The 26,974-nt window shown below is 57.0% G+C and carries 26 protein-coding genes and 1 other annotated feature; of the genes, 4 read left to right on the top strand and 22 right to left on the bottom strand.

All coding sequences use genetic code 11. The annotated features are described in order from the left end of the window. Positions 1 to 64 precede the first annotated feature (64 nt). The 3 genes from ilvN to ivbL form a co-directional block, all read right to left on the bottom strand. The gene (ilvN, locus tag HF650_RS00135; protein ID WP_187800694.1) at positions 65 to 349 is read right to left on the bottom strand and encodes an acetolactate synthase small subunit; all 285 of its coding nucleotides are present in this window, start codon (positions 347 to 349) and stop codon (positions 65 to 67) included. 3 nt (positions 350 to 352) lie between these two features. Further along, positions 353 to 2,041, bottom strand: coding sequence for an acetolactate synthase large subunit (gene ilvB, locus HF650_RS00130; RefSeq protein ID WP_187800693.1), 1,689 nt, complete (start codon positions 2,039 to 2,041; stop codon positions 353 to 355). Positions 2,042 to 2,146: 105 nt separating this feature from the next. Beyond that, positions 2,147 to 2,245 carry an ilvB operon leader peptide IvbL gene (gene ivbL / locus HF650_RS00125; RefSeq protein WP_124966939.1) on the bottom strand — a complete coding sequence of 33 codons (99 nt, stop codon included), beginning with the start codon at positions 2,243 to 2,245 and terminating at the stop codon, positions 2,147 to 2,149. Positions 2,246 to 2,973: 728 nt separating this feature from the next. Here ivbL and HF650_RS00115 point away from each other — a divergent pair. Beyond that, positions 2,974 to 3,807 carry a DMT family transporter gene (locus HF650_RS00115; RefSeq protein ID WP_187802557.1) on the top strand — a complete coding sequence of 278 codons (834 nt, stop codon included), beginning with the start codon at positions 2,974 to 2,976 and terminating at the stop codon, positions 3,805 to 3,807. Between the two features lie 177 nt (positions 3,808 to 3,984). Further along, positions 3,985 to 5,169 (top strand): multidrug efflux MFS transporter EmrD, encoded by a 1,185-nt coding sequence (emrD, locus tag HF650_RS00110; RefSeq protein ID WP_187800692.1) that lies wholly within the window; start codon positions 3,985 to 3,987, stop codon positions 5,167 to 5,169. Here the strand turns inward: emrD and HF650_RS00105 are convergent. The 4 genes from HF650_RS00105 to HF650_RS00090 form a co-directional block, all read right to left on the bottom strand. Further along, positions 5,072 to 6,160: a cellulase family glycosylhydrolase gene (locus HF650_RS00105; protein WP_187800691.1), complete on the bottom strand. Its 1,089-nt coding sequence runs from the start codon at positions 6,158 to 6,160 to the stop codon at positions 5,072 to 5,074. The two genes, emrD and HF650_RS00105, sit on opposite strands and share 98 nt — an antisense overlap. A gap of 94 nt (positions 6,161 to 6,254) precedes the next feature. Next, the gene (locus HF650_RS00100; RefSeq protein ID WP_187800690.1) at positions 6,255 to 6,605 is read right to left on the bottom strand and encodes a DUF202 domain-containing protein; all 351 of its coding nucleotides are present in this window, start codon (positions 6,603 to 6,605) and stop codon (positions 6,255 to 6,257) included. Next, complete coding sequence (locus HF650_RS00095) at positions 6,595 to 6,942, bottom strand: DUF202 domain-containing protein (protein ID WP_187800689.1); 348 nt, start codon at positions 6,940 to 6,942, stop codon at positions 6,595 to 6,597. Before HF650_RS00095 ends, HF650_RS00100 begins: the two co-directional genes overlap by 11 nt. Positions 6,943 to 6,975: 33 nt before the next feature. Beyond that, on the bottom strand, positions 6,976 to 8,646 hold the full coding sequence (locus HF650_RS00090; RefSeq protein WP_187800688.1) for a putative transporter: 1,671 nt from the start codon (positions 8,644 to 8,646) through the stop codon (positions 6,976 to 6,978). A 276-nt stretch (positions 8,647 to 8,922) separates the two neighbouring features. On the opposite strand from HF650_RS00090, the gene oxlT reads away from it, so the two are divergent. After that, positions 8,923 to 10,188: an oxalate/formate MFS antiporter gene (gene oxlT, locus HF650_RS00085; RefSeq protein WP_187800687.1), complete on the top strand. Its 1,266-nt coding sequence runs from the start codon at positions 8,923 to 8,925 to the stop codon at positions 10,186 to 10,188. Positions 10,189 to 10,296: 108 nt separating this feature from the next. Here oxlT and HF650_RS00080 read toward each other — a convergent pair whose 3' ends face one another. The 4 genes from HF650_RS00080 to ibpA form a co-directional block, all read right to left on the bottom strand. Continuing rightward, positions 10,297 to 10,749 carry a PIN domain-containing protein gene (locus HF650_RS00080; RefSeq protein ID WP_249118855.1) on the bottom strand — a complete coding sequence of 151 codons (453 nt, stop codon included), beginning with the start codon at positions 10,747 to 10,749 and terminating at the stop codon, positions 10,297 to 10,299. Between the two features lie 14 nt (positions 10,750 to 10,763). Beyond that, positions 10,764 to 11,897 carry an AAA family ATPase gene (locus tag HF650_RS25035; protein ID WP_223284236.1) on the bottom strand — a complete coding sequence of 378 codons (1,134 nt, stop codon included), beginning with the start codon at positions 11,895 to 11,897 and terminating at the stop codon, positions 10,764 to 10,766. A 103-nt stretch (positions 11,898 to 12,000) separates the two neighbouring features. Beyond that, positions 12,001 to 12,432: a small heat shock chaperone IbpB gene (gene ibpB, locus HF650_RS00070; RefSeq protein ID WP_042715111.1), complete on the bottom strand. Its 432-nt coding sequence runs from the start codon at positions 12,430 to 12,432 to the stop codon at positions 12,001 to 12,003. 107 nt (positions 12,433 to 12,539) lie between these two features. Then, the gene (ibpA, locus tag HF650_RS00065) at positions 12,540 to 12,953 is read right to left on the bottom strand and encodes a small heat shock chaperone IbpA (protein ID WP_042715112.1); all 414 of its coding nucleotides are present in this window, start codon (positions 12,951 to 12,953) and stop codon (positions 12,540 to 12,542) included. Then, positions 12,947 to 13,018, bottom strand: a sequence feature (ROSE (Repression Of Heat Shock gene Expression) occurs in the 5'-region of heat shock genes and acts as an RNA thermometer to modulate expression.). Its footprint overlaps the gene before it by 7 nt. A gap of 248 nt (positions 13,019 to 13,266) precedes the next feature. On the opposite strand from ibpA, the gene HF650_RS00060 reads away from it, so the two are divergent. Further along, positions 13,267 to 13,596 (top strand): YceK/YidQ family lipoprotein, encoded by a 330-nt coding sequence (locus HF650_RS00060; RefSeq protein ID WP_187800685.1) that lies wholly within the window; start codon positions 13,267 to 13,269, stop codon positions 13,594 to 13,596. A gap of 1 nt (position 13,597) precedes the next feature. Here the strand turns inward: HF650_RS00060 and HF650_RS00055 are convergent, their stop codons facing one another. From HF650_RS00055 to dnaA, 11 genes are all read right to left on the bottom strand, one after another. Beyond that, entirely contained in the window at positions 13,598 to 14,824 is a 1,227-nt protein-coding gene (locus tag HF650_RS00055) for a DUF3748 domain-containing protein (protein WP_187800684.1), read from the bottom strand. A 51-nt stretch (positions 14,825 to 14,875) separates the two neighbouring features. After that, a complete protein-coding gene (locus HF650_RS00050) occupies positions 14,876 to 16,213 on the bottom strand; it encodes an MFS transporter (protein ID WP_187800683.1) in 1,338 nt (445 codons plus the stop codon). Positions 16,214 to 16,322: 109 nt separating this feature from the next. Beyond that, positions 16,323 to 17,471, bottom strand: coding sequence for a galactonate dehydratase (gene dgoD, locus HF650_RS00045; protein WP_187800682.1), 1,149 nt, complete (start codon positions 17,469 to 17,471; stop codon positions 16,323 to 16,325). Continuing rightward, a complete protein-coding gene (locus tag HF650_RS00040; RefSeq protein ID WP_094422665.1) occupies positions 17,468 to 18,085 on the bottom strand; it encodes a 2-dehydro-3-deoxy-6-phosphogalactonate aldolase in 618 nt (205 codons plus the stop codon). The genes dgoD and HF650_RS00040 overlap by 4 nt, the downstream gene beginning before the upstream one ends. Then, positions 18,069 to 18,947, bottom strand: a complete 879-nt coding sequence (locus HF650_RS00035) for a 2-dehydro-3-deoxygalactonokinase (protein ID WP_187800681.1) — start codon at positions 18,945 to 18,947, stop codon at positions 18,069 to 18,071. The genes HF650_RS00040 and HF650_RS00035 overlap by 17 nt, the downstream gene beginning before the upstream one ends. Next, complete coding sequence (dgoR, locus tag HF650_RS00030) at positions 18,944 to 19,633, bottom strand: D-galactonate utilization transcriptional regulator DgoR (RefSeq protein WP_042715123.1); 690 nt, start codon at positions 19,631 to 19,633, stop codon at positions 18,944 to 18,946. The genes HF650_RS00035 and dgoR overlap by 4 nt, the downstream gene beginning before the upstream one ends. 243 nt (positions 19,634 to 19,876) lie before the next feature. After that, positions 19,877 to 20,689, bottom strand: coding sequence for a sugar-phosphatase (gene yidA, locus HF650_RS00025; protein ID WP_042715125.1), 813 nt, complete (start codon positions 20,687 to 20,689; stop codon positions 19,877 to 19,879). 127 nt (positions 20,690 to 20,816) lie between these two features. Then, positions 20,817 to 23,231 carry a DNA topoisomerase (ATP-hydrolyzing) subunit B gene (gyrB, locus tag HF650_RS00020; protein WP_187800680.1) on the bottom strand — a complete coding sequence of 805 codons (2,415 nt, stop codon included), beginning with the start codon at positions 23,229 to 23,231 and terminating at the stop codon, positions 20,817 to 20,819. Between the two features lie 28 nt (positions 23,232 to 23,259). Beyond that, the gene (gene recF, locus HF650_RS00015) at positions 23,260 to 24,333 is read right to left on the bottom strand and encodes a DNA replication/repair protein RecF (RefSeq protein ID WP_187800679.1); all 1,074 of its coding nucleotides are present in this window, start codon (positions 24,331 to 24,333) and stop codon (positions 23,260 to 23,262) included. 138 nt (positions 24,334 to 24,471) lie between these two features. Next, a complete protein-coding gene (gene dnaN / locus HF650_RS00010; RefSeq protein ID WP_042715130.1) occupies positions 24,472 to 25,572 on the bottom strand; it encodes a DNA polymerase III subunit beta in 1,101 nt (366 codons plus the stop codon). A 4-nt stretch (positions 25,573 to 25,576) separates the two neighbouring features. After that, positions 25,577 to 26,974 (bottom strand): chromosomal replication initiator protein DnaA, encoded by a 1,398-nt coding sequence (gene dnaA, locus HF650_RS00005; RefSeq protein ID WP_187800678.1) that lies wholly within the window; start codon positions 26,972 to 26,974, stop codon positions 25,577 to 25,579.

Here is a 26,974-nt window from a genome sequence, read left to right as displayed (position 1 = left end):
CCGCTGCCGCGCAAAAAATAGCGTGTAGCGCGCCGCCTTAACGGGCGGCGTGCCGCTTTAGCGCTTACTCAAAAAAGAGCCCCAGCTTGTTGAACACGCCGGGATCGCTCTGATGACGGATGATGTTCACCACATCTTCCAGCTTGTCGATCTGGCTTATCATCTGCTCGAGGCGCTGATCGTTGGCGACCTGAAGCCAGATGCGGCTCTGCTCGCCGTTTTGGAGCGGTAAACAGAGAATGCCCTCCACGTTGAATGCCCGCCGGGCAAATAGCCCGCAGACGTGGGTCATTACGCCCGGGTGGTTACGCACGGTGAGTTCAAGAATGACGTTATCACTGCTCTGCATGGCTTATTCCCCCACCATTTCTGTATTCGCCGCGCCCGGCGGCACCATCGGGTAGACTTTCTGTTGTGGATCGATGCGCACATGCACCAGCGCAGGGCCTGGGCGGTCAATAATCTCCTGCAACGCGGCCTGCGGATCGGCGGCGGCGTTTAAATCGCAGGTATGGAGGCCAAACCCGGCGGCAATCTGCATAAAGTTAATCATGCCTGGATAGGTGGCGGCAAAGACGCCGGATTTATAGAACAGGCTCTGCTGCTGATGCACCAGCCCCAGCGCCTCGTTATTCATCAGGATGATTTTGACATCGAGATTGTTCTCCGCCGCCGTCGCCATCTCCTGAATATTCATCATCAGGCTGCCGTCGCCGGAGAAGCAGATCACCTTCCGCTCCGGGTTCGCCAGCGCCGCGCCGATCGCCGTCGGCAGGCCAAAGCCCATAGTACCGAGGCCGCCGGAGGTGAGCCACTGGCGTGGGCGGTTGAGCGGATAGGCCTGCGCCGTCCACATCTGATGCTGTCCGACGTCGGTGGTGATAATCGCCTCATCATCAACGCAGGCTGCCACCGCGTTAATCAGCCCATAGTGGCTTAAGGGATCGCTGTTCTGCGCAATGGAGGAAGGGAACTCCGCTTGCAGCTGTTCGACGGTGTTGCGCCAGGCGTGGCGCGCGTTCGCCTCAATCTGCGGGATCAATACATCCAATACTTCACCGACATCGCCCTGGATCGCGACATGTGCCTGCTTCACTTTCCCCAGCTCGGCGCGGTCGATATCGACATGAATAATCTTCGCGTTCGGGCAGAACTGCTCGGTTTTGCCAATCGCCCGGTCATCAAAACGTGCGCCCAGCACAATCAACAGATCCGCCTCTTGCAGAATAAAGTTGGTGCTGCGCGCGCCGTGCATGCCGAGCATGCCGAGGGAGAGCGGGTGGTGTTTTGGCAGCATACCGAGCGCCATCAGCGTCATGGTGGTCGGCAGGCTGGCTTTCTCCGCCAGCAGGCGAATTTGCTGCGGCGCGTTGATTACTCCGCCGCCCAGGTAGAGCACCGGGCGCTGCGCGGCGTTGATCATCTCCGCTGCGGCACGAACTTCCTGCGCATTCCACGCTGGGGCCGGGGCTTTAACGCCCGGTTCCGGCAGCTCGCTTAAGATGATCTCCGCAGTCTGCACATCTTTAGGAATATCTATCCACACCGGGCCAGGGCGGCCAGACTGCGCAATGCGAAACGCATCGCTGATCACCTGCGGCAGTTCGGCAATGTCGCGGACCAGATAGTTGTGTTTGGTGATGGGGATAGAGATGCCGTAAGTGTCCACTTCCTGAAACGCGTCAGTGCCGATCATTGAAGCAGGCACCTGGCCGGTAATGCAGACCAGCGGAATGGAGTCGAGGCGCGCGTCGGCGATGGCGGTGACCAGGTTGGTTGCTCCCGGCCCGCTACAGGCGAGACAGACCGCCGGTTTGCCCTGCGTGCGCGCCATCCCCTGGGCGATAAAACCGGCTCCCTGTTCGTGGCGTGCCAGGATGTGGCGAATCTGTGTGCTTTGACTCAGCGCGTCATAGAGCGGCAGCACGGTGCCGCCCGGAATGCCGGTAACGGTGGTGATGCCCTGTCGCTCGAGTAAATGAACAATCAGCTGTGCGCCAGTGTAGCGCGTGGATTGAGGCGTACTTTCCGAACTTGCCATGCTCCAGTCCTTCTTATTCTGGGCCGACTTTCCGGGAGGGATAAAACTAGAAACCCCGCCCGGTTTGCGCCGGCGGGGTTTTGGAATCGTGTGTTGTTCCGGACCCTACGGCGCATTGCCGACGACCACCACCACACGCACGACGACCACCGCGGCGTTGTGCGCGGTTTTTAGTAGGTTCATCGGTTTAGTGGCAGCGTTCATGGGGGACCTGTTGTTGTGTGAACAATCGTTTTGTCTTAACGAGATTTATACAAACACAGGAATGATTCGCCGACAACTGCTTTTTACGCACCGGCAGCGAAGTGGGCCATTGATCACATTTCTTAGTGTGGCGATGAAAACAAAAAACCCCGCCGGAGCGAGGTTTTTTTTGCAGCTTTTGCGGCTGGTGACCGCAATCACACTGCGTTACGTCAACAGCGGAACTATACGCTATATCGTCTGATTGCGCAATTTCCAGGCGTAATCATCCGCATTAAGTATGGTTCAACGTCGCAAAAACAACCAATAATTACTGTATATAAATACAGTGCTCGCATATACTGATGTTGCGCATCTGTGTGGGGGCCGCAACTACGGCGCGCTAAGTCCTGGCTGAAACGGGTGGTGCCGTCAGCGCCTTAACCCCTTGAGAGCACACTGCGTTACGCCAACAACACGGCTGATAACAGGCAGCGGAAAGGTAAGTCAGCCGGTGCTCCTTTACCTGAGGAGATGCGTATGGGCCAGACGGAGATGGTTATCCTGATCCTGAAACTCATTGTTGCCTTGTTGCAACTACTTGAAGCAGTCCTGAAGTTTGTTCGTTAACTCAGGTTCAAGTCGCACCAAAGGGGGGTGGGCAACCGCCCCCCTTTCACATTCGCGTTCTGGCGCGCCTTGCGCCGGTCATGTTACATTTTGGTGACATTTCCCGTGCGCAGGTCGCCATGACGCTTTCGGTTTTCTGCATACTGCTCTTCGCCGCGCTGCTCCACGCCAGCTGGAATGCCATCGTCAAAGCGGGCAGCGACAAGCTCTACTCCGCCATTGCCGTGAGCGGCTTCGCTGCGCTGATCGCGCTGGTACTACTCCCTTTTTCTCCCCAGCCTGCGCTTGCCAGCGCGCCGTATCTCGCGCTCTCCTGCGCGTTGCAGGTGATTTATACCGTGCTGGTCGCCAAAACCTACCAGGTCTCCGAGATGAGCCAGACCTACCCGCTGATGCGCGGTACCGCGCCGCTGCTGGTGGCGCTAGTCAGCGTGCTGTTTCTCGGTGATGCCCTGAGCGCGCTAGCGTGGGGCGGGATTGCGGTGATCTGCCTGTCCATTCTCGGCATGGCATTCAACGGGCGCAGCCAGTCGCGCACCGGGATCTGGCTGGCGCTGCTTAACGCCTGTTTTATCGCCAGCTATACGCTGGTAGATGGCACCGGCGTGCGTCTCTCCGGTACGGCGCTCGGGTACACCCTCTGGACCTTCTTCCTCAACGGTTTCTGCCTGCTGCTATGGGCGATGGTGGCGCGCCGCCACGCTGTTTCCCGTTATCTGATCGCTAACTGGAAATCAGGCCTGCCTGGCGGCATCGGGACACTCGGCTCCTATGGCCTGGCGCTATGGGCGATGACGCAAGCCCCGCTGGCGGTAGTCGCTGCGCTGCGCGAAACTTCGATACTCTTCGGCGCGCTGCTGGCCTGTTTTGTGCTCAAAGAGCGCGTAGCGGGCGTGCGCGTTGTCGCCGCCTGCGGTATTGCCGCCGGCGCGATCCTGCTGCGCCTCTCGTAGATCATTATGGCAACAAAAGTTGCCGATAATTGTTTAGAAATCCTGCCTGGCAGCCTCTGCCAATTACTCAGTCACCTGGTGGCTCACCTCGCGTGTTGTGGTAGATTCCTCCGCAAATCAGGCTGAATTGCAGCTATATATTCTTTAATTTTCCCATTTTTAAAAGTAATCATCGATATGAAAAGGCAGAGAAACGTCAATTTGTTATTGATGCTGGTGCTTCTGGTCGCGGTCGGCCAGATGGCGCAAACCATCTATATTCCAGCGATGGCCGATATGGCGCATGACCTGGCGGTAAATAAAGGGGCGGTGCAGAGCGTGATGGCAGCCTACTTGCTGACCTATGGCGTCTCGCAGCTCTTTTACGGCCCGCTGGCCGACAGAGTGGGGCGCCGCCCGGTGATCCTCGCGGGCATGTCCATTTTCATGCTGGCGACGCTTATCGCTATCACCACTAACAGTTTACTGGTGCTGATCCTTGCCAGTGCCCTGCAAGGCGTCGGCACCGGCGTCGGCGGCGTGATGGCGCGTACCCTACCGCGCGACCTCTACGCGGGCAGCGAGCTTCGTCATGCCAATAGCTTGTTAAATATGGGGATTCTGGTCAGCCCGCTGCTAGCACCGCTGATTGGCGGCGTGATCAATACGCTGGTGAACTGGCGCGCCTGCTTTATCTTCTTGCTGGTGCTGTGCGTGATTGTCACTTACAGCATGGCGCGCTGGATGCCGGAAACGCGCCCGTTGGATGCGCCGCGCTCGCGGCTTATCACCAGCTATAAAACCCTGCTCGGTAACGGTGCGTTTAGCTGTTATCTGCTGATGCTGATTGGCGGCCTGGCGGGCATTGCGGTGTTTGAGGCCTGCTCCGGGGTGCTGATGGGTGGCGTGCTGGGGCTGAACAGTATGATGGTGAGCGTGCTGTTTATCCTGCCTATTCCGGCGGCATTTTTCGGCGCGTGGTTTGCCGGGCGGCAGAATAAACGCTTCACCACGCTGATGTGGCAGGCGTCGTTAAGCTGCCTGTTGGCCGGTATTCTGATGTGGATCCCCGGAATTCTGGGCGTGATGACTATCTGGACCTTAGTGGTGCCCGCTGCGCTCTTCTTCTTCGGTGCCGGGATGCTCTTCCCGCTGGCGACCAGCGGTGCAATGGAGCCGTTCCCCTTCCTGGCAGGCACGGCGGGCGCGCTGATTGGCGGCCTGCAGAATATGGGCTCCGGCGGGCTGGCGTGGCTTTCCGCACAGCTGCCGCAAAACAGCCAGTTTAGCCTTGGGATGCTGATGACGCTGGCCGGGCTGCTGATTGTGCTGTGCTGGCTACCGCTGGCGTCGCGCCCTGGCCACCACGAACCGGCGGTTTAACCTCATGATGGCCCGGCTTCAGGTCGGGTTTTTCACAGGTTGGCGTAATCATCTCTTTTAGCAGTGGCGCGGGCGCAGGCCGCCATGCGCCCTCTTCCCCATCATAAAACTGCGTATCGGCATTGATCGCATACGGGATTTTTGCCCGGTTCAGCTCGCAGGCCATAAAGCGGGCGAAAGCCATCTGCGAGGCGGTCGGTGCATTTTTTATCGACTCGCCTACCGCCCAGCCACCGACCCAACTGGCGTGACCGGTTTTTTGCTGCCAGCGCAGCGCCGCAGCAATGCGGGCGCGGATCGCCGCTTTTTCTGCCGCCGTACCGGAAGTCCACGGGTATTTGCCGTTGGTTTTCAGCGGCCCCCACGGAAAGATATGCCACTCCGCCAACAGGTAGTTCTGGCTGTGCGCCGGCAGACGCAGCGATGAGAGATCTTCAGGCGCGGCGCGCAATCGCGGGGCAATGAAGATCATGCGCTGGGCATCAATCTGATGCAGGGTGCGCACCACGTTGTCGTAAGTGCGGTTTAAAGCGGGCAGATCGCGGTTCAGTTTGTCGGCGGGTTCATAAATGACATCAAAACCGAGCGTCGGATGCTCGCTACCAAAAAATTGCCCGACCGTCTTCCACCAGGCCACCAGCTGCGCTTCAGTTTTGGCGTTGGGATCGGCCTTAAAGCCATCAGCCTGATAAGCGATGATCGGCGTTACACCATAGGCTTCGCAGGCTTCGACCAGCTTACGCAGGTGGATCAGCCGCGCTTCGGTCATATTATCCGCCACGCGAATACGCACATGGCGAATACCCGCATTGTAAAAATCACGCACTACCAGCGGATCAAATTCGCGTATACCGCGTTCGGTGCGCGCCCAGTCAACATCCATGCCAACGCCCAACTGCTGCGCGTAACGCGCCGCCGTCAGCGGAGTATCGGCGGCATTTACAGCGGTTGCCGCCAGCAACATAACAACAGCAATCAGTGGCTTTAACACGGTTGACCTTGCGAAAATCGGGGGTGATTACATGTATTTAGCATGCTTTTGCCCGGCGCGCGTAGCGGCAAAGCGTAATAAATTCTTCCCGCACTCAGAGCAGAAGCCATAACTGGCGAATATGAGTGACGGCGAACAGCAGGGCGAGAGAGAAGACGCCAAGGGCGATAAGCAACTTATCACGCACGCTGCCGGGTAGCGCAAAGTCACCGGCGTTAACATCCATTCGCTGCCGTAGATGGGTGTAACGCCAGAGAATACCCGCTACCAGCGCCAGCAGCGCGAGGGAGATCCAGAACGGCGTGCCCGATTGCTGCCAGTTATGCTTTACTGCCAGCGCCATCAACGCGCCATAGCCGAACAGCGTGCGTAGCCAGGCGAGGGACGTGCGCTCCGGCTGCAAACCGGGATCGACGGCGCGGCGCGCTTTGCGGCTATCCGGCATAGAACACCAGCACCATTACCACCGCGGCGACCACCGCCAGCGCCACGCTGATGAGCAGTAGCGTGCGGGTGTAGGGCAGATCCTCTTTTAAGCGCATCGCTTTCTCATTACGCAACCAGCGCAGATAACCATAGAGCGCCAGCGCCCCGGCGAAGAGGCAAAGCAGCAGTGCCAGCGTTTCGCGTATCAGTGGCGTGGCAAACTGCGGCGCCAGCTGATCAAGCCCGACGCCCGCAGCGAGAAAGCCCAGCGCGGTGCGGATCCAGGCAAGAAAGGTGCGTTCGTTGGCCAGAGAAAAGCGGTAATCGGGCGCTTCGCCAACGCGGGAGATTTTCATCAATACTCCTTATAAAGCAGGCCATTCGCCAGGCTAAAACGCCTGGCCCAGCCCCCAAAATAGCACCGCCAGCAGCTGCGGGGTAATAATGCGCAAAAACATCACCAGCGGATAAACCGTCGCATAGGAGAGCGCCGCCGCGCCGCTGGTGGCATGCAGATTGTTGGCGAAGGCCAGCGCCGGCGGATCGGTCATTGACCCGGCGAGCATACCGCAGAGGGTTAAGTAGTTCATGTTGCCGAGCATCCGCGCCAGCACGCCGACGGTCAGCAGCGGAATGGCGGTAATAAAGATGCCGTAGCACATCCACGTCACGCCTTCGCCGTGAGTTAGTGTGGCAAAGAAATCACCGCCGGACTTCAAGCCGACAACGGCCAGAAACAGCACAATGCCGAGCTCGCGCAGCGCCAGGTTGGCGCTCGGCGGCATAAACCAGTAGAGCTTGCCGAGGGTGCCGATGCGCCCGAGGATCAGTGCCATAATCAGCGGCCCGCCCGCCAGCCCAAGCTTTAAGGCTACCGGAAAACCGGGAATGAACAGCGGCACCGAGCCGAGCAGCACACCGAGGCCGATGCCGATAAACACCGGCAGCATCTGCACCTGCTGTAATTTTTGCTGCGCGTTGCCCACTTCGCTGGCTACCGCCTCAATCGCCGCCGGGCGGCCAACCAGATTGAGGATATCGCCAAACTGCAGGCTGGCATCGGAGCTGGCCACCAGCTCCACCCCGGCGCGATTAAGGCGTGAAATTACCACGTCGTAGCGCTCTTTCAGTTGCAGATCGCGGATCTTTTTCCCCAGCACTTTTTCATTGGTCACCACCACCCGCTCAACGCGCAGATCGGTGCCGCGCGTCGAGAGCGAGGTCTCCACCTCTTTGCCAATCACTAACTGGGCGTTATGCAGATCGCGCGGCAGGCCGACCAGGTGCAGCAGATCGCCCGCCTGAATTACCGTGGTGGGCGAGGGCACCATCAGCAGCTCGTCCCGTTTCAGACGGGAACAGATGATTTTGTCGCTGTTAAGCAGCGGCACATCCTGAATCGCCATATTGTTAAGGTTGCTGTTTTCCACCCGAACATTGATGGTGCGAATATGCGAGACGCCGCTATTGAGGGTGGTGTCGTGCTTGCGGGCCTCCTCATCCACATTGACGCGAAACAGCACCCGTAGCAGCCACATGCTCAGTAAAATGCCGCAGATGCCGAATGGGTAGGCCATCGCATAGCTGGTGCCCATCACATCCAGCTGCTCGGTAGAGAGGCCCAAATCACGCAGGATCTGCTGCCCGGCGCCAAGGGCGGGCGTATTGGTCACCGCGCCGGAGAAGATACCGAGCACCACCGGCAGCGGAATGGCGAAAAGTTTATGCAGGATCGCCGTCACCAGGCCGCCGAGCAGCACAATCAATATGGCGAAGAGGTTGAGGCGCAGGCCCGAGACGCGCAGCGAGGCAAAGAACCCCGGCCCGACCTGGATGCCAATGGTGTAGACGAAGAGGATCAGGCCGAACTCCTGCACGAACAGCAGCATCGGCCCGCTTAAGGTCATTCCCAGCCGATCGGCGATGTGCCCAACAATAATCCCGCCAAACAACACGCCGCCAATACCCAAGCCGATGCCGCGTATTTTGATATTGCCGATCCACAGCCCGACCACTGCTACCAGCGCCAGCACGCTAACCATTAACGCTATCTCACTCATGATCGAATCCCTTTCCATGATGATCAGGCTAATTCTGGCAGAGAAGAGGGCGGTTTTATGGGCGATGGCGCACAAAGTGCAGGGCTATTTGCGCCCTCTAATGTGGCGAGCAGCGCACCATAGAATGTGATGCTGCTCTCAATTAACGCATAGCTGAGGCCTTTATCCGCAGGAGAAACCCTGTGCCTGCGAACGATCCCCTGATGAGTCGTGTGCTGGCAGGTTATGGCACGGTTAATGCACCACTCCGTTTTTGTTAACAACAGGGGTGGCAGAATGACAAATACAACCTTAACCAGCGTAGTAGTAGAGAGCCCGTCGAAGAAATGGGTGCAACTGGCGCTGGGCTTACTGTGCATGATCTCTATCTCCAGCCCGCAATATGTCTGGGCGCTACTGGCAAAACCGTTTATGGCCAAGCTGGGCGTGCCGCTGGCGGAGATCCAGCTCACCTTCTCACTGCTGATTATTCTGCAAACCTTCTTTTCCCCCTTTCAGGGCAAGCTGATTGATAAGTTTGGCCCACGCCGGTTGATTGCCATTGGTACCGTGCTGAGCGGCGCAAGCTGGATGCTGACGGCGAACATCAGCAGCCTGACGGGGCTTTACCTCTGTTACGGCGTGATCGGCGGCCTCGGCACCGGCATTGTTTATATTGGCGTGGTCGGTTTAATGGTGCGCTGGTTCCCCGAAAAACGCGGCTTTGCCACAGGGATGGTGGCGGCAGGCTACGGTATGGGTGCTATCCTCACCACTTTCCCGGTGACGCAATCGCTGGCCGCCAAAGGGCTGGAGAGCACGCTGTGGCAGTTCGGCCTGCTGATGGCCGCCATCGGTTTTATCGCCAGCCAGGGGTTACGCGCGCCGCAGCACGCCAGCGCGCAGCCGGTGGATAGCCCGCTAAAAATGAGCGAGAAGAGCTTCGCGCCAAAAGAGATGCTGCGCAAACCGCTCTTCTGGCTGATGTTTTTGATGATGGCCATGATGTCCACCTCCGGGCTGATGGTTACCTCGCAGATGGCGATTTTCGCCGACGATTTCGGCATTACCGCCGTCACGGTGCTCGGCATGGCGGCGCTGCCGCTGGCGATGACCATCGACCGGTTTATGAATGGCTTAACGCGCCCCGTGTGCGGCTATATCTCGGATCGCATTGGGCGCGAAAACATGATGTTTGTCTCCTTCGGTCTGGAAGGGTGCGCGATGGCGCTGTGGCTGTTGTGCAAAGAGGATCCGCTGCTGTTTGTGCTGCTCTCCGGGGTGGTCTTTTTCGGCTGGGGCGAAATTTTCTCGCTCTTTCCGGCAACCCTTACCGATACCTTCGGTACGCAGCATGCCACCTCTAATTATGGCTGGCTCTATATCTCGCAGGGAATTGGCTCGATCTTCGGTGGCCCGCTGGCGGCGCTTCTCTATCAGCAGACCGGTAGCTGGAACCTGGTGTTTGGCTGCGCGATCACGCTGGATATTCTCTGCGCGCTGCTCGCCTTCTTTGTGCTGAAACCCTGGCGCCAGCGCTTTTTGCAGAGCGTGCAGGCCTAAATAAAAAAGGCTCCGCATGCGGAGCCTTATCTGCCGGGTGGCGGCGATGCCTTAGATTGCATCCTGCTGTAGGCATGATAAGCGAAGCGCCATCAGGCAGTGGGGTTGTCAGAGGTTACTGGCCGCTAAATCATAGGATTGATGTAGCAGACGGATGCGCCCGATATCGGAATCGTTGGAGCAGAGCTCAAGGGTGTTGCAGTGCGCGCTACTGAAATGAAACACGTCAAACTTTCGTTTCTCCAGGTTACGTGCTGCAGCACCAGGTTGGGCCGCTTGCCAACTATCGAAACGGAACAGATTGGCCAACAGTTCAGAGATATCGCGCGTAATATCCAGCTCGGGAAAACCATTCAGGGTGGCCTGAAGTTCATCAAAGTCCGCTTTATTTGACCAACTGACGCCGCGCAATACTTCATAGCGAATCAACGGTGTAATAAACAGCGCCACATCATCGTCAGCCAGTAGCTGAGTGAGTATAGCTATCGCGGAGGTTTTCATTTCCACAGATGTTCTGCCGCTTTTATCAAATGCTGCAATCAGAAGGTTGGTATCCAGCAAAACTCTCCGTGTCATTACTCTTTCTCCTGCTGGTTAAGCAAGCGTAATAAGTTCGCTTTTGCATCCTGCTGCTCGTCGGCGCTGCTGTTCTCAAGCTTCATCTGGTTTAGATCAACGCTGAATACATCTTTCAGGATATCGGCCAGCGCGGCTTTATTCGGCGCGGCGATTTTTTTCGTCTTCACAACGCCATCACCGTCGCGATAGAGTTTATACGCTTCACCCTCTTTAAGCTGCGCGAGAACAACAGAGGAGTGCGTGGTGATGTAAAAGGTCGTATTAGGAAACAGCTTCTTGAGCAACGGCACGATATTCGCCTGCCAGGAGAGGTGCAGGTGGCTCTCTATTTCATCGATAAAGACAACGCCTTTCACCTTTTGAATATTGTTTTCATTGGTGAAATAGCCGTAGCCGGAAACAATCGCCTGAATCAGTTTGAGGATGGAGGTAAAACCGGAGCTGAGCTGGCTGATTTCTCTCACCTGCCCGTCAACTTTCAGGCTCACCCGATCATCGCCGCTGATTTCCAGGAAGTGCGGGTCGATGCGTTGATCGATTTCATGCAGCAGGCCCAGCACCGTCGAAATCTCGACTTCACGGTTGTCTTCGCTCTTCTGCCAGCGGTTAGAGGAGCGGGCGATGGAGATAAACCACTCCTGAATGCTGGCTGACATATTCATGGAGCCGAAATCGAACTGCATCTGTTTCGCCAGAGACTGGAAATAAACATTTCTGCGTGTCTCAAGCCCGCCGAAAGCGATGTTTGGAATATCGTTTATTTGAATGATCATCCCTCGAGATTGCGCGCCAAGAAACACAACAGGAAGAGGATGACTTAATAAACCAGGCAAAAATTTGCGCGCAACCGGCCATGGCGGTGAATAGCTGCCTTGATTTTCAAGTATGGTTTTTTCAGGCCGATTTGTGGTGAATGATTTGAAGAACAAAAAAGCAGAGTCATGAGAAGTCAGCGATTTTTTTACCAGTTCATTATTAAAAAATAAGACCTGGAACATAGCTTCCAGCATTTTGGTTTTACCGACGCCGTTGGGGCCGATAAAGGTATAAATCCGCTGGTTAGGCTCAAGCCTCAGCTGCGCGCGCCCAACGCCGATAAGTCCTTCAATCTCAAGCTCTTCGCCAAGCATAGCCGTCTCCTGAATGCCGCAATGGCTCCAGTGTATACCAGCCTGCAAAAGAAACAAAAAAGCCCTGCTCAGAAAGCAGGGCTTAGCGGTTTTATGCGCTGTTTTAGCTATTTAACGCCGGGCGCGAGCTGATGGCAATGCGCTGTGGTTCGGCGCTTTCAGGCACATTACGCAACAGGTCGATATGCAGCAGGCCGTTCACGAACGTTGCGCCGGAGACCTCCATAAAATCGGCCAGCGTAAAGCTCAGAGTAAAGGGCTGGATCACCAGACCCTGATGGAGCCACTTCGGCTCGTTGGCCGGTTTTTCCGGCGTGCCTTTAATGGTCAGCCGACCATTTTCCAGCTGAATATCGAGCTCTTGCTGGCGGAAACCGGCCAGCGCAAGGGTAATGCGGTAGTGGTTGTCGTCGCTCTTTTCGATGTTATAGGGCGGGAACGCCTGCTGATCGACATTGGTAGTTTGCAAAGCGTTTGCCAGTTTGTCGAAGCCAATCCACTGACGCAGAAGCGGGGATAAATCGTAGTTACGCATTGTGTTTCTCCTTCAAAGAAGCGAGTGAATACCTGCGAGCTTTCGGCTCACATATGCCCCCTGTCGGCGAGCATGTCGGAGTGGGCCGCGCGAGCGACCCGACGTAATTAGTTAATTTCGATACGGCGCGGTTTTTTCTCTTCCGGGATCACGCGCTCCAGTTCGATATAGAGCAGGCCGTTCACCAGGTTGGCGCCTTTGATTTGAATATTCTCTGCCAGCTGGAATTTACGCTCGAAGTTACGCTCGGCGATACCCTGGTAGAGATAGGAGCGCTCTTTCTGTTCAGCCGCGTGGGAGCCTTTCACCACCAGCAGGTTATCCTGGGCAGTAATGTCCAGCTCGCTTTCGGCGAAGCCGGCCACGGCGATAGCAATGCGGTAGTGGTTTTCATCCACTAACTCAACGTTGTACGGAGGGTAACCGTTATTGCTCTGGTTCGGGTTGTTTTCCAGCAGGTTAAACAGGCGGTCAAAACCGATAGCTGAACGATAAAGCGGAGAGAGATCAAAATTACGCATAGTTAAAGCTCCTGAAATCAGCGAGTGTATAAGACCTTCCATAATGGACCGATCTTCATGCCATATAGCCCAACACCCTTGCGGCGTGTTCTGCGGCTACAGTGATAAAGTGTGGTTGCGGCGAATTTTTTCAAGGGCGAAATTTTGACTTTTTTTGCACTTTCTCTGACAGGGCATAGACTGGGGGGTGAGCGCACAAAGGGTTAAAGTGCGAATGCCGCCACAGAGCGGAGCGCGAATGCTGTTGTTTTCGCAGGCGTAGGTCTATAAACGCCGTGACAGCATTCAGATAATAAACAACGATGATTAATCGATGATGAAAACGCATTTGATAGTTTCTGCACTGGTTTGCGGAGTGATGGTCTCGGGCTGCTCCAGCGTGATGTCGCATACGGGCGGTAAAGAGGGGCTTTATCCCGGCACAAAAGCGAGTTCGTCGATGATTTCCGATGACGATACCGGCATCGGTATGAAATCGCTGGTGGCGCTGGATATGCCCTTTACCGCCCTTCTCGACACGCTATTAGTGCCATGGGATCTCTTTCGCCGGGATAACTCGGTGAAAGCTCGTGTCGAAAAAAGCGAGCGGGAAAACGAGGCGATTAATTCACTCATCCCGCCCGCGCCGATGCCGGTGCACTGATTCAGTCACCTGTCTGCGTCATCCAGAGCTGGCGGAAACCGTCAGTCTCCTCCATCCAGGCTATCTGCTTACCATCCGGTGAGAAGACCACCGCATCGCCGGAAGGCGGGTTTACGTGATCGGCCGTCAAAAAGGTTATCTCTCCACGCGTCGTGTCGCACAGCGCAATGCGGTTATCCAGCACAAACCCCAGCGCCTCGCCAGAAGGGTGCCAGTTAAACGCCGACTGAATCCCCGTCTCGCAGTGGGTTAACTGTCGCGGCTCGCCGCCATTCGGACTGATTAACCAGAGCTGCACAACGCCATTGTCGTCACGCATCAAAAAGGCAATCTCGCTCGCCTGCGGGTTGCTGCGCACCCAGTGGCGCGGCGCGTTGACCAGCCCGGGATAACGCCGGTGATGGGTGAAAGTGAGGCGCTGCTGCTGTACCCCTTTTGGCGGCGCGGGTAGCGTCTGCTCTGTACCGGCAAGCGGCGCGTCGCCCGCAGTTTTCCAGCCCTGCTCATCAGTGGGAAGATCGACAATAAACAGCTCCGGCACTTTTTCGCCGCTATTGGAGAGCGTATCGCCAATAAACGCCAGCCGCTGATTGCCGACCCACCCCTCTTCATACGCGCGGTTGATCTCATCACTGCCGGGCGCAGGCGCGGGGGTCGTGCGGCTCACCAACACGCACCAGTGGCTGCCGCTATATTCACGCGGATGGGTGCAAGGCGGCGTCACCGGGCCAAACGGCACCGCGACGCCAACGTTGCGCAGATCGCGCGCCGGGTCGAGTTCATGCATTACGTGATCGTTATAGGTAAAGCTAATGTTCTGCCCATTCGGGCTAAAGACATGCACGTGGGAGCCGCCGCGCAGCGCGCCGGGCGTGTAGGGCGCGGTGATATCCAGCGCATCGAGATTGGTTGTGCAACCCTGCTCGGTTATCACGCCGCGCCGATGGTGGAAATCATACTGCCACGCATCATCCGGGTTTTCCGGGCCGTGAATAAACACATACTTCTGCGTTTCAGGATGAACGGTCACCACGCCGACATGCGCGCCATCCGTGGCGGTATAGATCACCTCAACGTCGCCGGAGTGAACATTGACGCGTTCGATGGTTTTGCCGGTAAAGGAGGCGCCGGAGGGACGCACATCGAACACCAGCCACTGGCTATCCGCCGTCCAGGTGTTGATATTGGTCAGTTGATGATTGCGCGGGGCGAAAGTGAGCTGTTTCATGAAAGTACCCTGAAGCCATAAACAGGCCTCAGGGTATAAGATTGCGCGGTATTAGCCTACTCGCTTCACCTCACCGACCAGCAAAATGTAGGAGAGCGCGCCAATCAGCGCCACGGCGGAGATATAGACCAGCGCCGGGCCAAAGCCATAATCCTGCGCCAGATAGCCAATCACCAGCGGCACGGTGATACCGCCCAGCCCGCCGACAAAGTTAAACACCCCGCCGGTCAGGCCAATCAGACGCATCGGTGCCAGCGATGACACCAGCGACCAGGTGATCGAGGCAAAGCCGTTGCCGAAGAAGGCCAGCGCCATCAGCGACATAATCCACACGGGATCGTTGGTGTAGTTTGCGCCCATGATACAGGTGGAGATAAGCAGGCCGCAGATAATCGGCGTTTTACGCGCGATGCCCAGCGAATAGCCCTTTTTCACCAGCGTATCGGCGACCCAGCCGGAGAGCAGCACGCCAAAGAAGGCCGCCAGGAACGGCACGGTGGTCATAAACCCGGCTTTCAGCGCGGTGATGCCCTTCTCCTGCGTCAGGTAGTTCGGGAACCAGGTGAGAAAGAACCACAGCGTTGAGGTGACGGCGAACTGGCCGAGATAGACGCCAATCAGTTTGCGGTGGAAAACCAGTTTCCACTCCGCTTTGGTCAGCGGCTGGCGCGCCTCTTTTTTCACCGGTGCGTCACCGTCAATCAGGCCACCGCCTGCTTTGATGTACTCCAGCTCCGCCTGGCTGATGTTTTTGGTCAGGCGCGGCGGCTGGTAGACCTTAATCCAGATCAACGACCAGATAATGCCGATGCCGCCGGTGACGATAAACACCCAGTGCCAGCTCAGCAGCTCCTGGATCCAGATCAGCAGGGGCGTGAGAAAAGCCAGCCCAACAAACTGCCCGGAGGTGTAAAAACCGACCGCCGAAGCGCGTTCCTGTTCCGGAAACCAGCTGGTCACCATACGGTTATTGGTCGGGAAAGCGGGCGCTTCGAAAATGCCGGTAATCGCACGCAGGCCAATCAGCGACAGCAGACCGCTGGCAAAGCCCTGAAACAGCGTGGCGACGGACCAGCCAAAGATGGCGATGAAATAGGTGAGACGCGAACCGACACGGTCCAAAAACCAGCCGCCGGGGATCTGGCAGAGAGTATAGAGCCAGGCGAAGGCAGAAAAGACGTAGCCCATCTCCGCTTTGGTAATGCCGAACTCCTCCTGAATATGGGCAGAGGCCACGGCGAGGTTGGCGCGGTCGACATAACAAATGACCACCGTGATAAAGATCATCAGCAGCGTCAAATAGCGGCGACGCCCTGTTTTTGCAGTCGTTACAGAAATATCCATAACTGTCTGTCTCCGGGTTTTGGGCATGGCGAAGCCGCTCACCATGCCCTGTTAAATACAGAGGGTGTAGGAAAAAAATTATTTTTGATGTTCTAAGTGCGCTAAATAGTTTGGTTAACCGCCAACGCACCGGCGGCGCAAAATAGGACGAGCATTACCACTCGGCGACGGTACCGTCCGCATGTCGCCACACCGGGTTACGCCAGTCCGGCGCATTTTTACTTAGCGCAATGACTTTCTCTTCGTCGATCTCCACGCCAAGGCCCGGCTTCATCAATGGCTTAAAGAAACCGCCTTCCATACTGAAGTCCTCTTTGTTCTTCACGAAGTCGAGCAGTTCGGCACCTTTGTTGTAGTGAATGCCCATGCTCTGTTCCTGGAACACCGCATTGTGCGAGACGAAGTCGACATGCAAGCAGGCTGCGAGCGCGACCGGGCCAAGTGGGCAGTGTGGAGCCAGCGCCACATCGTACGCTTCCGCCATACCAGCAATTTTGTAGCACTCGGTAATACCGCCCGCATGGGAGAGATCCGGCTGCAGAATCGCAATGCCGCCCGCTTCCAGCACGCGTTTAAATTCGAAGCGCGAGAACATACGTTCACCGGCGGCAATCGGAATATGGGTTTGCGCGGCCAGGCGCGGGTAATACTCAGCCTGCTCGGCCAGCACTGGCTCTTCAATAAACAGCGGGCGATAGGGCTCCAGCTCTTTAATCAGCACTTTCGCCATCGGCGCGCTGACGCGGCCGTGGAAGTCGAGGCCAAACTCAATCTCGTTGCCGAACGCTTCGCGGATCTGCGCCACGGTATTGACCGCCGCATCGACTTTGCGCGAATCAGCGATAATGCCTAACTCTTCGCAGCCGTTTAATTTAAAGGTGTCAAAGCCGATGGTGCGCAGGGTTTTGATGCCATCAATGACCTCTGCCGGACGGTCACCACCGACCCAGCTGTAGGCTTTGATTTTGTCGCGCACCAGGCCGCCCATCAGCTGCCACACCGGCGCGTTGAGCACTTTGCCTTTGATATCCCACAGCGCCTGGTCAATCCCGGCGATGGCGCTCATCAGGATCGGGCCACCACGGTAGAAACCCGCGCGGTACATCACCTGCCACAAATCGTTGATACGGGAAGGGTCCTGGCCAATAAGGTAGTCGCCCAACTCATGCACCGCTGCTTCCACGGTGCGCGCACGCCCTTCGATCACCGGCTCGCCCCAGCCAACTACCCCTTCATCGGTTTCGATTTTTAAGAACATCCAGCGCGGCGGTAAGCGGTAAGTCGTCAATTTGGTTATCTTCATTGCACAGCCTCTTGATACGCGTTAACAAATGCTTTCGCCTGCTCGATGGTGCGGCTCACCGGCTGCCCGGCGCGATAAAGATCGCTGCCCAGCCCGGCGCCGACGCAGCCTGCCTGTAGCCACAGGTGCAGGTTTTCCGGCGTCACGCCGCCGACGGCAAACACCGGGACGTCCGCTGGCAGAACCGCTTTCAGCGCTTTGATGTAATCCGGGCCAAAGGCGGAGGAGGGGAAAATTTTCAACGCCTGCGCACCGGCTTCAAGCGCAGTGAAGGCTTCGCTGGCGGTGGCGCAGCCTGGGCAGACGGTCATGCCGTGGCTGACCGCGCGGCGGATCACCTCGGGTTGCGTATTCGGCGTCACAATCAGCTTGCAGCCCATCTCTGCCAGCCGATCGACCTGCTCCGGTTTTAGCACCGTACCGCCGCCAATCAGCGCGCGATCGCCGAAGTTCGCTACGATATCGCCAATGCTGGTCTCCCAGTCGGGGGAGTTAAGTGGGATCTCGACGGCGTCGAAACCTGCGTCGAGTATGGCGGCGACGTGCTCGCGCGCCTCATCCGGGGTGATGCCACGTAAAATGGCGATCAGCGGAAGCTTAGTTTGCCACTGCATGGGCAATCCTCCTGATACCTGCCTGAAATGCCGTGTCGCCATCCAGCGTGTTTACCGCCCGCCCGATGGCGCGAAATGCGCGCTGATAACGGGCAGAGAGGGACGGGCTGGCGACCAGCGTGATTGCCTGCGAACCGGCGAAGCGGGCGTGCATGGTCGCCACCTCACCGCCAATCAGCAGGCCCGAAAGGAATTCGCTCACCTGTTCGCGCGCAAGGGTGCCCAGCACATGGGCGGCGCGAACTTCAAAAAGCTGCGGCAGGATCTCAGGTGACGCGAGGCCGCGCGTCAGGCCTGCGTCGAAGGCATCATCACTGGCGGTTTGCTCCGGCAACCCTGCGCCCACCAGCGAGTGGCGCAGCAGGAGATGATGCAGTTCACCGGTCATTACGGTGCGGAAATCACGGATCTGCTGGCTATCAGCCTCGACCCATTTGCAGTGGGTGCCGGGCATCACATACAACGCAGCGGGGGCAAGCGCGCTGGCACCGAGCAGTTGGGTCTCTTCGCCGCGCATCACGTTGTGATTGTCATCGCTGGAGACGCACAGGCCGGGGATGATCCAGACATTCTCTTTCACTTGGGTGAGCTGCTCGCCGATGCCATCCAGCGAAGTCGGGCAGGGCAGATAGGGGGCAATTTTCCAGCCCGCGTTACTGCCGACCATGCCCGCCATTACCACCGGCGTGGTGTCGCTGCTCCAGCCCTCAGTCACTTCTGCTAACACCGCTTCGGGGGATCGGCCGTTAAGTCGGGTTACACCCGCCTCAGAGTGCCTGCTCTCCAGGCAAACGCCATCCTGAAAGTGCCAGGCGCGTAAGTTGGTGGATCCCCAGTCGATTGCGATGTAGCGAGCTGTCATGTAATTTCCTTCAACCTTCGTGTTGAGCTGGCGATCATGGTGAGCGCCGCCTGCTCTGCCGCTGTGCTGTCCTGATGCCGGATCGCATCGAACAGCGCCTTATGTTCTTGCAGGGTTTTCGGCATGTTCGCCTCATCCCCCATCCAGGTTCGTTCAAATACCGCCCGTTGCAGTGAGCTAATCGCCACACTCAACTGTTGCAGCACCGGGTTGTGTACCGATTGCAACACCGCTTCGTGGTAGCGGATATCGGCCTCGTTAAAGGCGTCCCGATCCTGGTTGTTGGCGATCATGTCGTTGAGCGCCGACTCAATATTCGCCAGGTCGCTGGAGGTAGCGCGCTCCGCCGCCCAGCGGGCGATGGCCGGTTCCACCAGATTTCGCACTTCGCTCATCGCGCTGATTAAGCGCGGGTCGTAGTCGTGCTCCAGCACCCATTGCAGCACCTCGGTGTCGAGGTAGTTCCACTGGTTACGCGGGGCGACAAACGCGCCGCGATAACGCTTCATTTCAATCAGCCGCTTTGCCATCAGCGCCCGATAGACCTCGCGGATGATGTTGCGCGAGGTTTCAAACTCTTCGCACAGCTCAGCTTCGGCGGGTAACGCCGAGCCGGGGACATATTTACCGCTAATAATCTGGCGGCCCAGTGAGACGATAATGCGGTCGGTTTTATTCATGGTCATAACGCGTCCTTAGCAACGGTTTCTCTGCCACTACTTTATCGCCTCTGCCGCAATTTCCCTCAACATTGAAGTACAAATATGCTGACTTCACCGCAAGAGATGTCGCAATCGTAGTACAATCACTTTGTGTTGTACTACAATTTGGATCACAAAAACGACAATTGGTAAGCAAATTGTTATCAGAACGGCGCGCGGGGTAAAAAAAACCCGCGCAGAGCGCGGGTCAGGAAGAGTGCGAGGGGCTTAGTTGAGGGCGAACTTCTCAATGGCGTAAGCAACGCCATCTTCGAGGTTGGTTTTGGTGACAAAATCTGCTGCCTCTTTCACCGACGGAATGGCGTTTTCCATCGCCACGCCAACGCCTGCGAACTCAATCATGGCGATATCGTTCTCCTGATCGCCAATCGCCATAATCTCTTCCGGCTTGATGTTTAACACATCAGCAAGGGCTTTGACGCCGGTACCTTTAGTGACGCTTTTATGCAGGATTTCCAGGAAGTAGGGCGCGCTTTTCAGCACCGTGTACTTCTCTTTCACCTCCTGCGGAATGCGGGCGATCGCCTGGTCGAGGATCGTCGGCTCATCAATCATCATCACTTTCAGGAACTGAGTCTGCGGGTCCATCTTCTCCGCTTCACAGAAGACCAGCGGAATGGTCGCCACAAAGGATTCATGCACGGTATAAGGGCTGATATCGCGGTTTGCGGTGTAGAGCGTGTTGCGATCCAGTGCGTGGAAGTGCGAGCCGACCTCGCGGGAGAGTTGTTCCAGATAACGGTAATCGTCATAGCTCAGCGTGGTTTGCGCTACGGTACTGCCGTCGCTGGCGTTCTGCACCAGCGCGCCGTTATAGGTAATGCAGTAGTCACCTTCCCGCTCCATATGCAGCTCTTTCATATAGCTATGTACACCCGCGTAAGGGCGTCCGGTGGTCAGCACAACATTGATGCCGCGTTCGCGCGCGGCGGCAATCGCATTTTTTACCGCAGGAGAGATAGTGTGGTCGGGCAGCAGCAGCGTGCCGTCCATATCGATTGCAATGAGTTTGATAGCCATGAGATCCCCAGATGAGAAGTGTTTGACCTCATGCTAACGCGATTCCGCTCAAAAAACAGCAGCGCGCCGGGGAGAAAAGGGGGAGAGAAAGGGGGATACGGCATCCCCCTTTTGATGCAGGATTACCTTAGATATCGATATTCGCCGCTTTCAGGGCGTTCTCTTCGATAAAGGCGCGGCGCGGTTCAACGGCATCGCCCATTAAGGTAGTGAAGAGCTGATCGGCAGCGATCGCATCTTTCACGGTAACGCGCAGCATGCGGCGGCTTTCCGGGTCCATGGTGGTTTCCCACAGCTGATCCGGGTTCATCTCGCCGAGGCCTTTATAACGCTGAATGGAGAGACCGCGACGCGACTCTTTCACCAGCCACTCCAGCGCCTGCTCGAAGCTGGTCACCGGCTGGCGGCGCTCGCCGCGCTCGATAAAGGCATCTTCTTCAATCAGGCCGCGCAGCTTCTCGCCGAGCGTGCAGAGACGACGGTATTCGCCGCCGGTCACAAACTCGTGATCGAGCGGATAGTCGGTATCCACGCCGTGCGTGCGCACGCGAATAATCGGCTCGAACTGGCTCAGCGCGCTGTTCACCCGGACATCATATTTCCAGGTGCTGCCGTGGGCTTCGTTCTCATTCAGCACGGTAATCAGCTGAGAGACCCACTGCGTAACGGTTCGCTCATCGGCGAGATCCGCTTCTGCCAGCGTCGGCTGATAGACCAGCTCTTTCAGCAGCGCGCGCGGGAAGCGGCGCTCCATGCGGCCAATCATCTTCTGCGCAGCATTGTATTCGGACACCATTTTCTCCAGCGCTTCACCCTGCAGCGCAGGCGCGCCTTCGGTGGTGTGCAGCGTTGCGCCATCGAGCGCGATGGAGATCTGATACTGATCCATCGCCTCGTCATCCTTGATGTACTGCTCCTGCTTGCCTTTCTTCACTTTGTAGAGCGGCGGCTGCGCGATGTAGACGTGGCCACGCTCAACGATTTCCGGCATCTGACGGTAGAAGAAGGTCAACAGCAGCGTACGGATGTGCGAACCATCGACGTCCGCATCGGTCATGATGATGATGCTGTGGTAGCGCAGTTTATCCGGGTTGTACTCGTCACGACCGATGCCGCAGCCGAGCGCAGTGATAAGCGTCGCCACTTCCTGAGAGGAGAGCATCTTGTCGAAACGCGCTTTCTCGACGTTGAGGATTTTACCTTTCAACGGCAGGATTGCCTGGTTCTTACGGTTACGGCCCTGTTTTGCAGAACCGCCCGCCGAGTCCCCTTCCACTAAGTAGAGTTCGGACAGCGCCGGGTCACGCTCCTGGCAATCCGCCAGTTTGCCGGGCAGACCGGCCAGATCGAGCGCGCCTTTACGACGGGTCATTTCACGCGCTTTACGCGCCGCTTCACGGGCACGCGCAGCGTCAATGATTTTGCCGACGACAATCTTCGCATCGCCCGGGTTTTCCAGCAGGTATTCGGCCAGCAGTTCATTCATCTGCTGCTCTACCGCCGATTTCACCTCAGAGGAGACCAGCTTATCTTTGGTCTGCGAGGAGAATTTCGGGTCCGGCACTTTTACCGACACCACCGCAATCAAGCCTTCACGGGCATCATCACCGGTGGCGCTGACTTTGGCTTTCTTGCTGTAGCCCTCTTTGTCCATGTAGGCATTCAGCGTACGGGTCATCGCCGCGCGGAAGCCTGCAAGGTGGGTACCGCCATCGCGCTGCGGAATGTTGTTGGTAAAGCAGTAGATATTTTCCTGGAAGCCGTCGTTCCACTGCAGCGCAACTTCGACGCCGATACCATCTTTTTCGGTGGAGAAGTAGAAGATATTCGGGTGGATTGGCGTTTTGTTTTTGTTGAGGTACTCAACAAACGCCTTGATGCCGCCTTCGTAGTGGAAGTGGTCCTCTTTGCCGTCGCGCTTGTCGCGCAGGCGAATCGACACGCCGGAGTTCAGGAAGGAGAGCTCACGCAGGCGTTTCGCCAGAATTTCATATTCAAATTCAATAACATTGGTGAAGGTTTCGTAGCTCGGCCAGAAACGCACCATGGTACCGGTTTTTTCCGTTTCGCCCGTCACTTCCAGCGGAGCCTGCGGCACGCCGTGGGTGTAGATCTGACGGTGAACTTTGTTATCGCGCTGGATAACCAGCTCCAGTTTCTGCGACAGGGCGTTGACCACTGAAACGCCAACGCCGTGCAGACCGCCGGAGACTTTATAGGAGTTATCGTCGAACTTACCGCCCGCATGCAGTACGGTCATGATCACTTCCGCGGCGGAAACACCCTCTTCCGGGTGAATGCCGGTCGGAATACCACGGCCATCATCCTGTACGGAGACAGAGTTATCGCTGTGAATGGTGACGATAATGTCTTTACAGTACCCTGCGAGCGCTTCGTCGATAGCGTTATCTACTACCTCGAATACCATGTGGTGCAGACCGGTGCCGTCATCCGTATCGCCGATATACATACCCGGGCGCTTACGCACTGCATCCAGCCCTTTGAGGACTTTGATACTGGAGGAGTCATAAGAATTCGACATCAACGTTTCTCGCTCATTTCAACTTGGGTTAATCGGCTATTTTACCCTTTTCCACGGTGAACATCTTCGAATTTTTGTCCGACATGTCCATAACGTGTTCAGCGCTGATGGCGCTGACGAAAACCTGTGACTGGGTGGCTTTTAACCGGCTGGCTAACAGCCCGCGCTTTTCGTCATCAAGCTCCGAGGCAAAATCATCTATCAGGTATAAACAGCGTCGCCCGCTTTCACGGGTTAAGAACTCCCCCTGCGCCAGGCGCAGCGCGCACATCAGGAGTTTTAACTGCCCGCGCGAAAGGGTGTCTTCAACGGGCGCGCCATCCGCACGAATGCGGAAATCCGCTTTATGCGGGCCGTGCGCGGTGTAAGTGAGCATGCGGTCGCGCTCGAAACTGCGCGCCAGCACCTCTTCATAATCGGTCTCTTTCTCCCAGCCGCGCTGGAAAGAGAAGGTCAGGGAAAATTCCGGTAAGAACTGCCGGCAGGTGTCGGCCATATCTTCTGCGATAGCAGCGCTGTACTCTGCGCGCCAGCGGCTGATCTGCTCGGCGAGCGGCACCAGCTCTTTGTCCCACGGACGCAGCTGACTGTATTGAGTCACCTGTCGTAAGGCGGCGTTGCGCTGTTTTAACAGGCGCTTGAGGTTGCTCCAGGCGGTAAAAAAGCCGCTTTCGTTGTGAAAGCATCCCCAGTCGAGAAAGGCCCGACGGTATTTCGGGCCGCCGTTGAGTAAGGTAAACCCTTCAGGAGTAATCAGCTGCATCGGCATTAGCAGCGCCAGCTCGGCCACTTTATGACCGTCGGTGCCGTCGATGCGCACTTTGCTGTCGCCGAGCTTATCTTTGGTCAGGCCAATGGCGATTTCGCGCGATTCACCCTGCAAACGCCCGTGCAGGGTAAATGCCTCCTGCTCATGGCGAATAACGCGACCAATTTGCAGGCTGCGAAACGCCCGACCATGCCCAAGGGTGTAGATCGCCTCCAGCACGCTGGTTTTCCCGCTGCCGTTAGCACCCACCAGAAAGTTAAAGCCAGGGGAGAGCGCGAGATCCGCGCTTTCGATATTGCGGAAATCTTTAATCAGTAAGCGGGTTAGCGACATGATTCACTCATTACCAGGGCGTATCGTCGCAGTTAATCTGGTTACGGCCAGCACAGAGCAACCGGAGCGTACTGAAGTACGTGAAGATTGCGAGCGCTGCCCGAAGCCAGAGTAACCAGAAAGGTAGCCCGCTATTTTCTACAACCGCATTGGCATAACGACGTAGGCTGCGCTCTGGCTCGCCGCGTCTTCAATCTGCACGCTGGAGACGGAGTCGGTCAGCAGAATGCGCACGTTCTCGCACTTCAGCGCGTTCAGCACATCGAGCACGTAGCTGACGTTAAAGCCGATCTCCATTTCGCTGCCGCCGTAGGTGACATCGAGAAACTCTTCCGCCTCTTCCTGCTCCGGGTTGTTGGCGGTGATTTTGATCTGGTTCTCGCTGACGTAGAGGCGCACACCGCGGAACTTCTCGTTAGAGAGGATCGCCGCACGGGCAAAAGCCTGCTTCAGCGAATCGCAGCCCGCTTCCAGCGTTTTGTCCGGGTTTTTCGGCAATACGCGGCGATAATCGGGGAAACGACCATCAACCAGCTTCGAGGTGAAGATAAAATCGCCGACATGCGCGCGGATGTTGTTGCTGCCAATCTGCACGCGCAGCGGCGTGTCGCCGCCGTCGAGCATACGCATTAGCTCAATCACCCCTTTACGCGGCACGATCACCGAATGGTTCGGCAATGTTTGCCCAATCGGCATCGAGCAGACGGCAAGACGGTGGCCGTCGGTAGCGACGGTACGCAGCTCTTCACCTTCGGTTTCAAACAGCATGCCGTTTAAGTAGTAACGGACGTCCTGGTGCGCCATCGAGAACTGCGTCGCTTCGATCAGGCGCTTCATGGTGGCTTGCGGCAGCGTGAACTCCACTTCGCTTTGCCAGTCATCCAGGTTAGGGAAATCCGCTGCGGGCAGGGTTGAGAGGGAGAAACGGCTGCGCCCGGAACGGATCAGCATGCGCTCACCCTCCAGCTGCATCGCAATTTCCGCCCCTTCCGGCAGGCCGCGACAGATGTCGAAGAATTTACGTGCCGGTACGGTTGTCGCGCCCTGTTCATGAGGCTGGACAAGCGCCACGCGGGCAACCATCTCCATTTCAAGATCGGTGCCGGTCAGCGAGAGCGCGCCGTCGGTAACCTGAAGCAGCAGATTACCGAGAATAGGCAACGTCGGGCGTCCGCCCAGCGGGCCGCTAACTTGTTGCAGCGGCTTTAATAAATGTTCACGTTCAACGGTAAATTTCATAGCGTCACGAAGAGAGAGTTCGGATTAAATTGGAAAAATCTTCTTTGATATCATGGCTTTCTTCACGCAACTGCTCAATCTTACGGCAGGCATGCAGTACGGTGGTGTGGTCACGGCCGCCAAAGGCATCGCCGATTTCCGGCAGGCTGTGGTTGGTCAGCTCCTTGGCCAGCGCCATCGCCATCTGGCGCGGGCGGGCAACGGAACGGGAGCGTCGCTTCGACAGCAGATCTGCCACCTTAATCTTGTAATACTCCGCCACCGTCTTCTGAATATTGTCGATGGTGACCAGCTTCTCCTGCAGCGCCAGCAGATCGCGCAGCGCTTCGCGCACGAAATCAATGGTGATGGCACGCCCGGTAAAGTTGGCGTTGGCGATAACGCGGTTCAGTGCCCCTTCCAGCTCACGCACGTTGGAGCGCAGGCGCTTGGCAATAAAGAAGGCCACTTCGCCCGGCAGACGGATATCGTTCTCGTCGGCCTTTTTCATCAGGATCGCTACGCGGGTTTCCAGTTCCGGCGGTTCGATCGCGACGGTCAGCCCCCAGCCGAAGCGGGATTTGAGACGATCCTCAACACCATTGATCTCTTTCGGATAACGATCCGAAGTAAGAATGATCTGCTGATTGCCTTCCAGCAGGGCGTTAAAGGTGTGGAAGAACTCCTCCTGGGATCGCTCTTTATTGGCAAAGAATTGAATATCATCGATCAGCAGGGCGTCAACGGAGCGGTAGTAGCGTTTAAACTCTTCGATCGCATTGTTTTGCAGGGCTTTTACCATGTCCTGGACAAAGCGTTCGGAGTGCATATACACCACTTTGGCATTCGGCTTACGCGCCACAATGCCGTTACCCACCGCGTGCAGCAGGTGCGTTTTACCGAGCCCCGTGCCGCCATATAAAAAGAGCGGGTTGTAAGCGCCGCCGGGGTTATCTGCCACCTGGCGCGCTGCCGCGCGGGCCAGCTGGTTCGACTTACCTTCGACGAAGTTGTCAAAGGTGTGTTTGACGTTGACGTTCGAGCGGTAGGTCGGTTCTGCCGGCGCGGGCACGTTGTCCCAACCTGAACGAGCAACAGGCGCAGCGCGCGGAATCACTACCTGCTCCGCCTGAGCGGGCGCGGCAACGGTGGCCGGCTCTCTCATTGTCTGGTTGGCCGGACGAGCGCCCACTTCAAAACGCAGCTGTGGCGTGTCCGCCCCGCAAAACTCATTAAGCAGGCCGTTGATATTATTAAGGTATTTGTCTCTTACCCAATCAAGCACAAAACGGTTTGGCGCATACAAAGCCAGCGTGTTGTCACTCAGTTCCGCCTGCAACGGGCGGATCCACATACTAAATTCAGTGGCTGGTAACTCATCCTGCAATCGGGCAAGACACTGCTGCCAAAGCGAAAGTGACAC

Origin of the sequence: Kosakonia sp. SMBL-WEM22 (genome assembly GCF_014490785.1) — a bacterium.
Classification (GTDB): Bacteria; Pseudomonadota; Gammaproteobacteria; order Enterobacterales; family Enterobacteriaceae; genus Kosakonia.
Note: the sequence above shows the minus strand (reverse complement) of the source record. Positions and strands in the feature narration are given on the sequence as shown.

Bases quoted from the DNA above. Each gene is read 5' to 3' on its own strand.
- ilvN (WP_187800694.1), bottom strand. From the start codon at position 349: ATGCAGAGCAGTGATAACGTCATTCTTGAACTCACCGTGCGTAACCAC.
- ilvB (WP_187800693.1), bottom strand. From the start codon at position 2,041: ATGGCAAGTTCGGAAAGTACGCCTCAATCCACGCGCTACACTGGCGCA.
- ivbL (WP_124966939.1), bottom strand. From the start codon at position 2,245: ATGAACGCTGCCACTAAACCGATGAACCTACTAAAAACCGCGCACAAC.
- HF650_RS00115 (WP_187802557.1), top strand. From the start codon at position 2,974: ATGACGCTTTCGGTTTTCTGCATACTGCTCTTCGCCGCGCTGCTCCAC.
- emrD (WP_187800692.1), top strand. From the start codon at position 3,985: ATGAAAAGGCAGAGAAACGTCAATTTGTTATTGATGCTGGTGCTTCTG.
- HF650_RS00100 (WP_187800690.1), bottom strand. From the start codon at position 6,605: ATGCCGGATAGCCGCAAAGCGCGCCGCGCCGTCGATCCCGGTTTGCAG.
- HF650_RS00095 (WP_187800689.1), bottom strand. From the start codon at position 6,942: ATGAAAATCTCCCGCGTTGGCGAAGCGCCCGATTACCGCTTTTCTCTG.
- HF650_RS00090 (WP_187800688.1), bottom strand. From the start codon at position 8,646: ATGAGTGAGATAGCGTTAATGGTTAGCGTGCTGGCGCTGGTAGCAGTG.
- oxlT (WP_187800687.1), top strand. From the start codon at position 8,923: ATGACAAATACAACCTTAACCAGCGTAGTAGTAGAGAGCCCGTCGAAG.
- HF650_RS25035 (WP_223284236.1), bottom strand. From the start codon at position 11,897: ATGCTTGGCGAAGAGCTTGAGATTGAAGGACTTATCGGCGTTGGGCGC.
- ibpB (WP_042715111.1), bottom strand. From the start codon at position 12,432: ATGCGTAACTACGATTTATCCCCGCTTCTGCGTCAGTGGATTGGCTTC.
- ibpA (WP_042715112.1), bottom strand. From the start codon at position 12,953: ATGCGTAATTTTGATCTCTCTCCGCTTTATCGTTCAGCTATCGGTTTT.
- HF650_RS00060 (WP_187800685.1), top strand. From the start codon at position 13,267: ATGATGAAAACGCATTTGATAGTTTCTGCACTGGTTTGCGGAGTGATG.
- HF650_RS00055 (WP_187800684.1), bottom strand. From the start codon at position 14,824: ATGAAACAGCTCACTTTCGCCCCGCGCAATCATCAACTGACCAATATC.
- HF650_RS00050 (WP_187800683.1), bottom strand. From the start codon at position 16,213: ATGGTGAGCGGCTTCGCCATGCCCAAAACCCGGAGACAGACAGTTATG.
- dgoD (WP_187800682.1), bottom strand. From the start codon at position 17,471: ATGAAGATAACCAAATTGACGACTTACCGCTTACCGCCGCGCTGGATG.
- HF650_RS00040 (WP_094422665.1), bottom strand. From the start codon at position 18,085: ATGCAGTGGCAAACTAAGCTTCCGCTGATCGCCATTTTACGTGGCATC.
- HF650_RS00035 (WP_187800681.1), bottom strand. From the start codon at position 18,947: ATGACAGCTCGCTACATCGCAATCGACTGGGGATCCACCAACTTACGC.
- dgoR (WP_042715123.1), bottom strand. From the start codon at position 19,633: ATGACCATGAATAAAACCGACCGCATTATCGTCTCACTGGGCCGCCAG.
- yidA (WP_042715125.1), bottom strand. From the start codon at position 20,689: ATGGCTATCAAACTCATTGCAATCGATATGGACGGCACGCTGCTGCTG.
- gyrB (WP_187800680.1), bottom strand. From the start codon at position 23,231: ATGTCGAATTCTTATGACTCCTCCAGTATCAAAGTCCTCAAAGGGCTG.
- recF (WP_187800679.1), bottom strand. From the start codon at position 24,333: ATGTCGCTAACCCGCTTACTGATTAAAGATTTCCGCAATATCGAAAGC.
- dnaN (WP_042715130.1), bottom strand. From the start codon at position 25,572: ATGAAATTTACCGTTGAACGTGAACATTTATTAAAGCCGCTGCAACAA.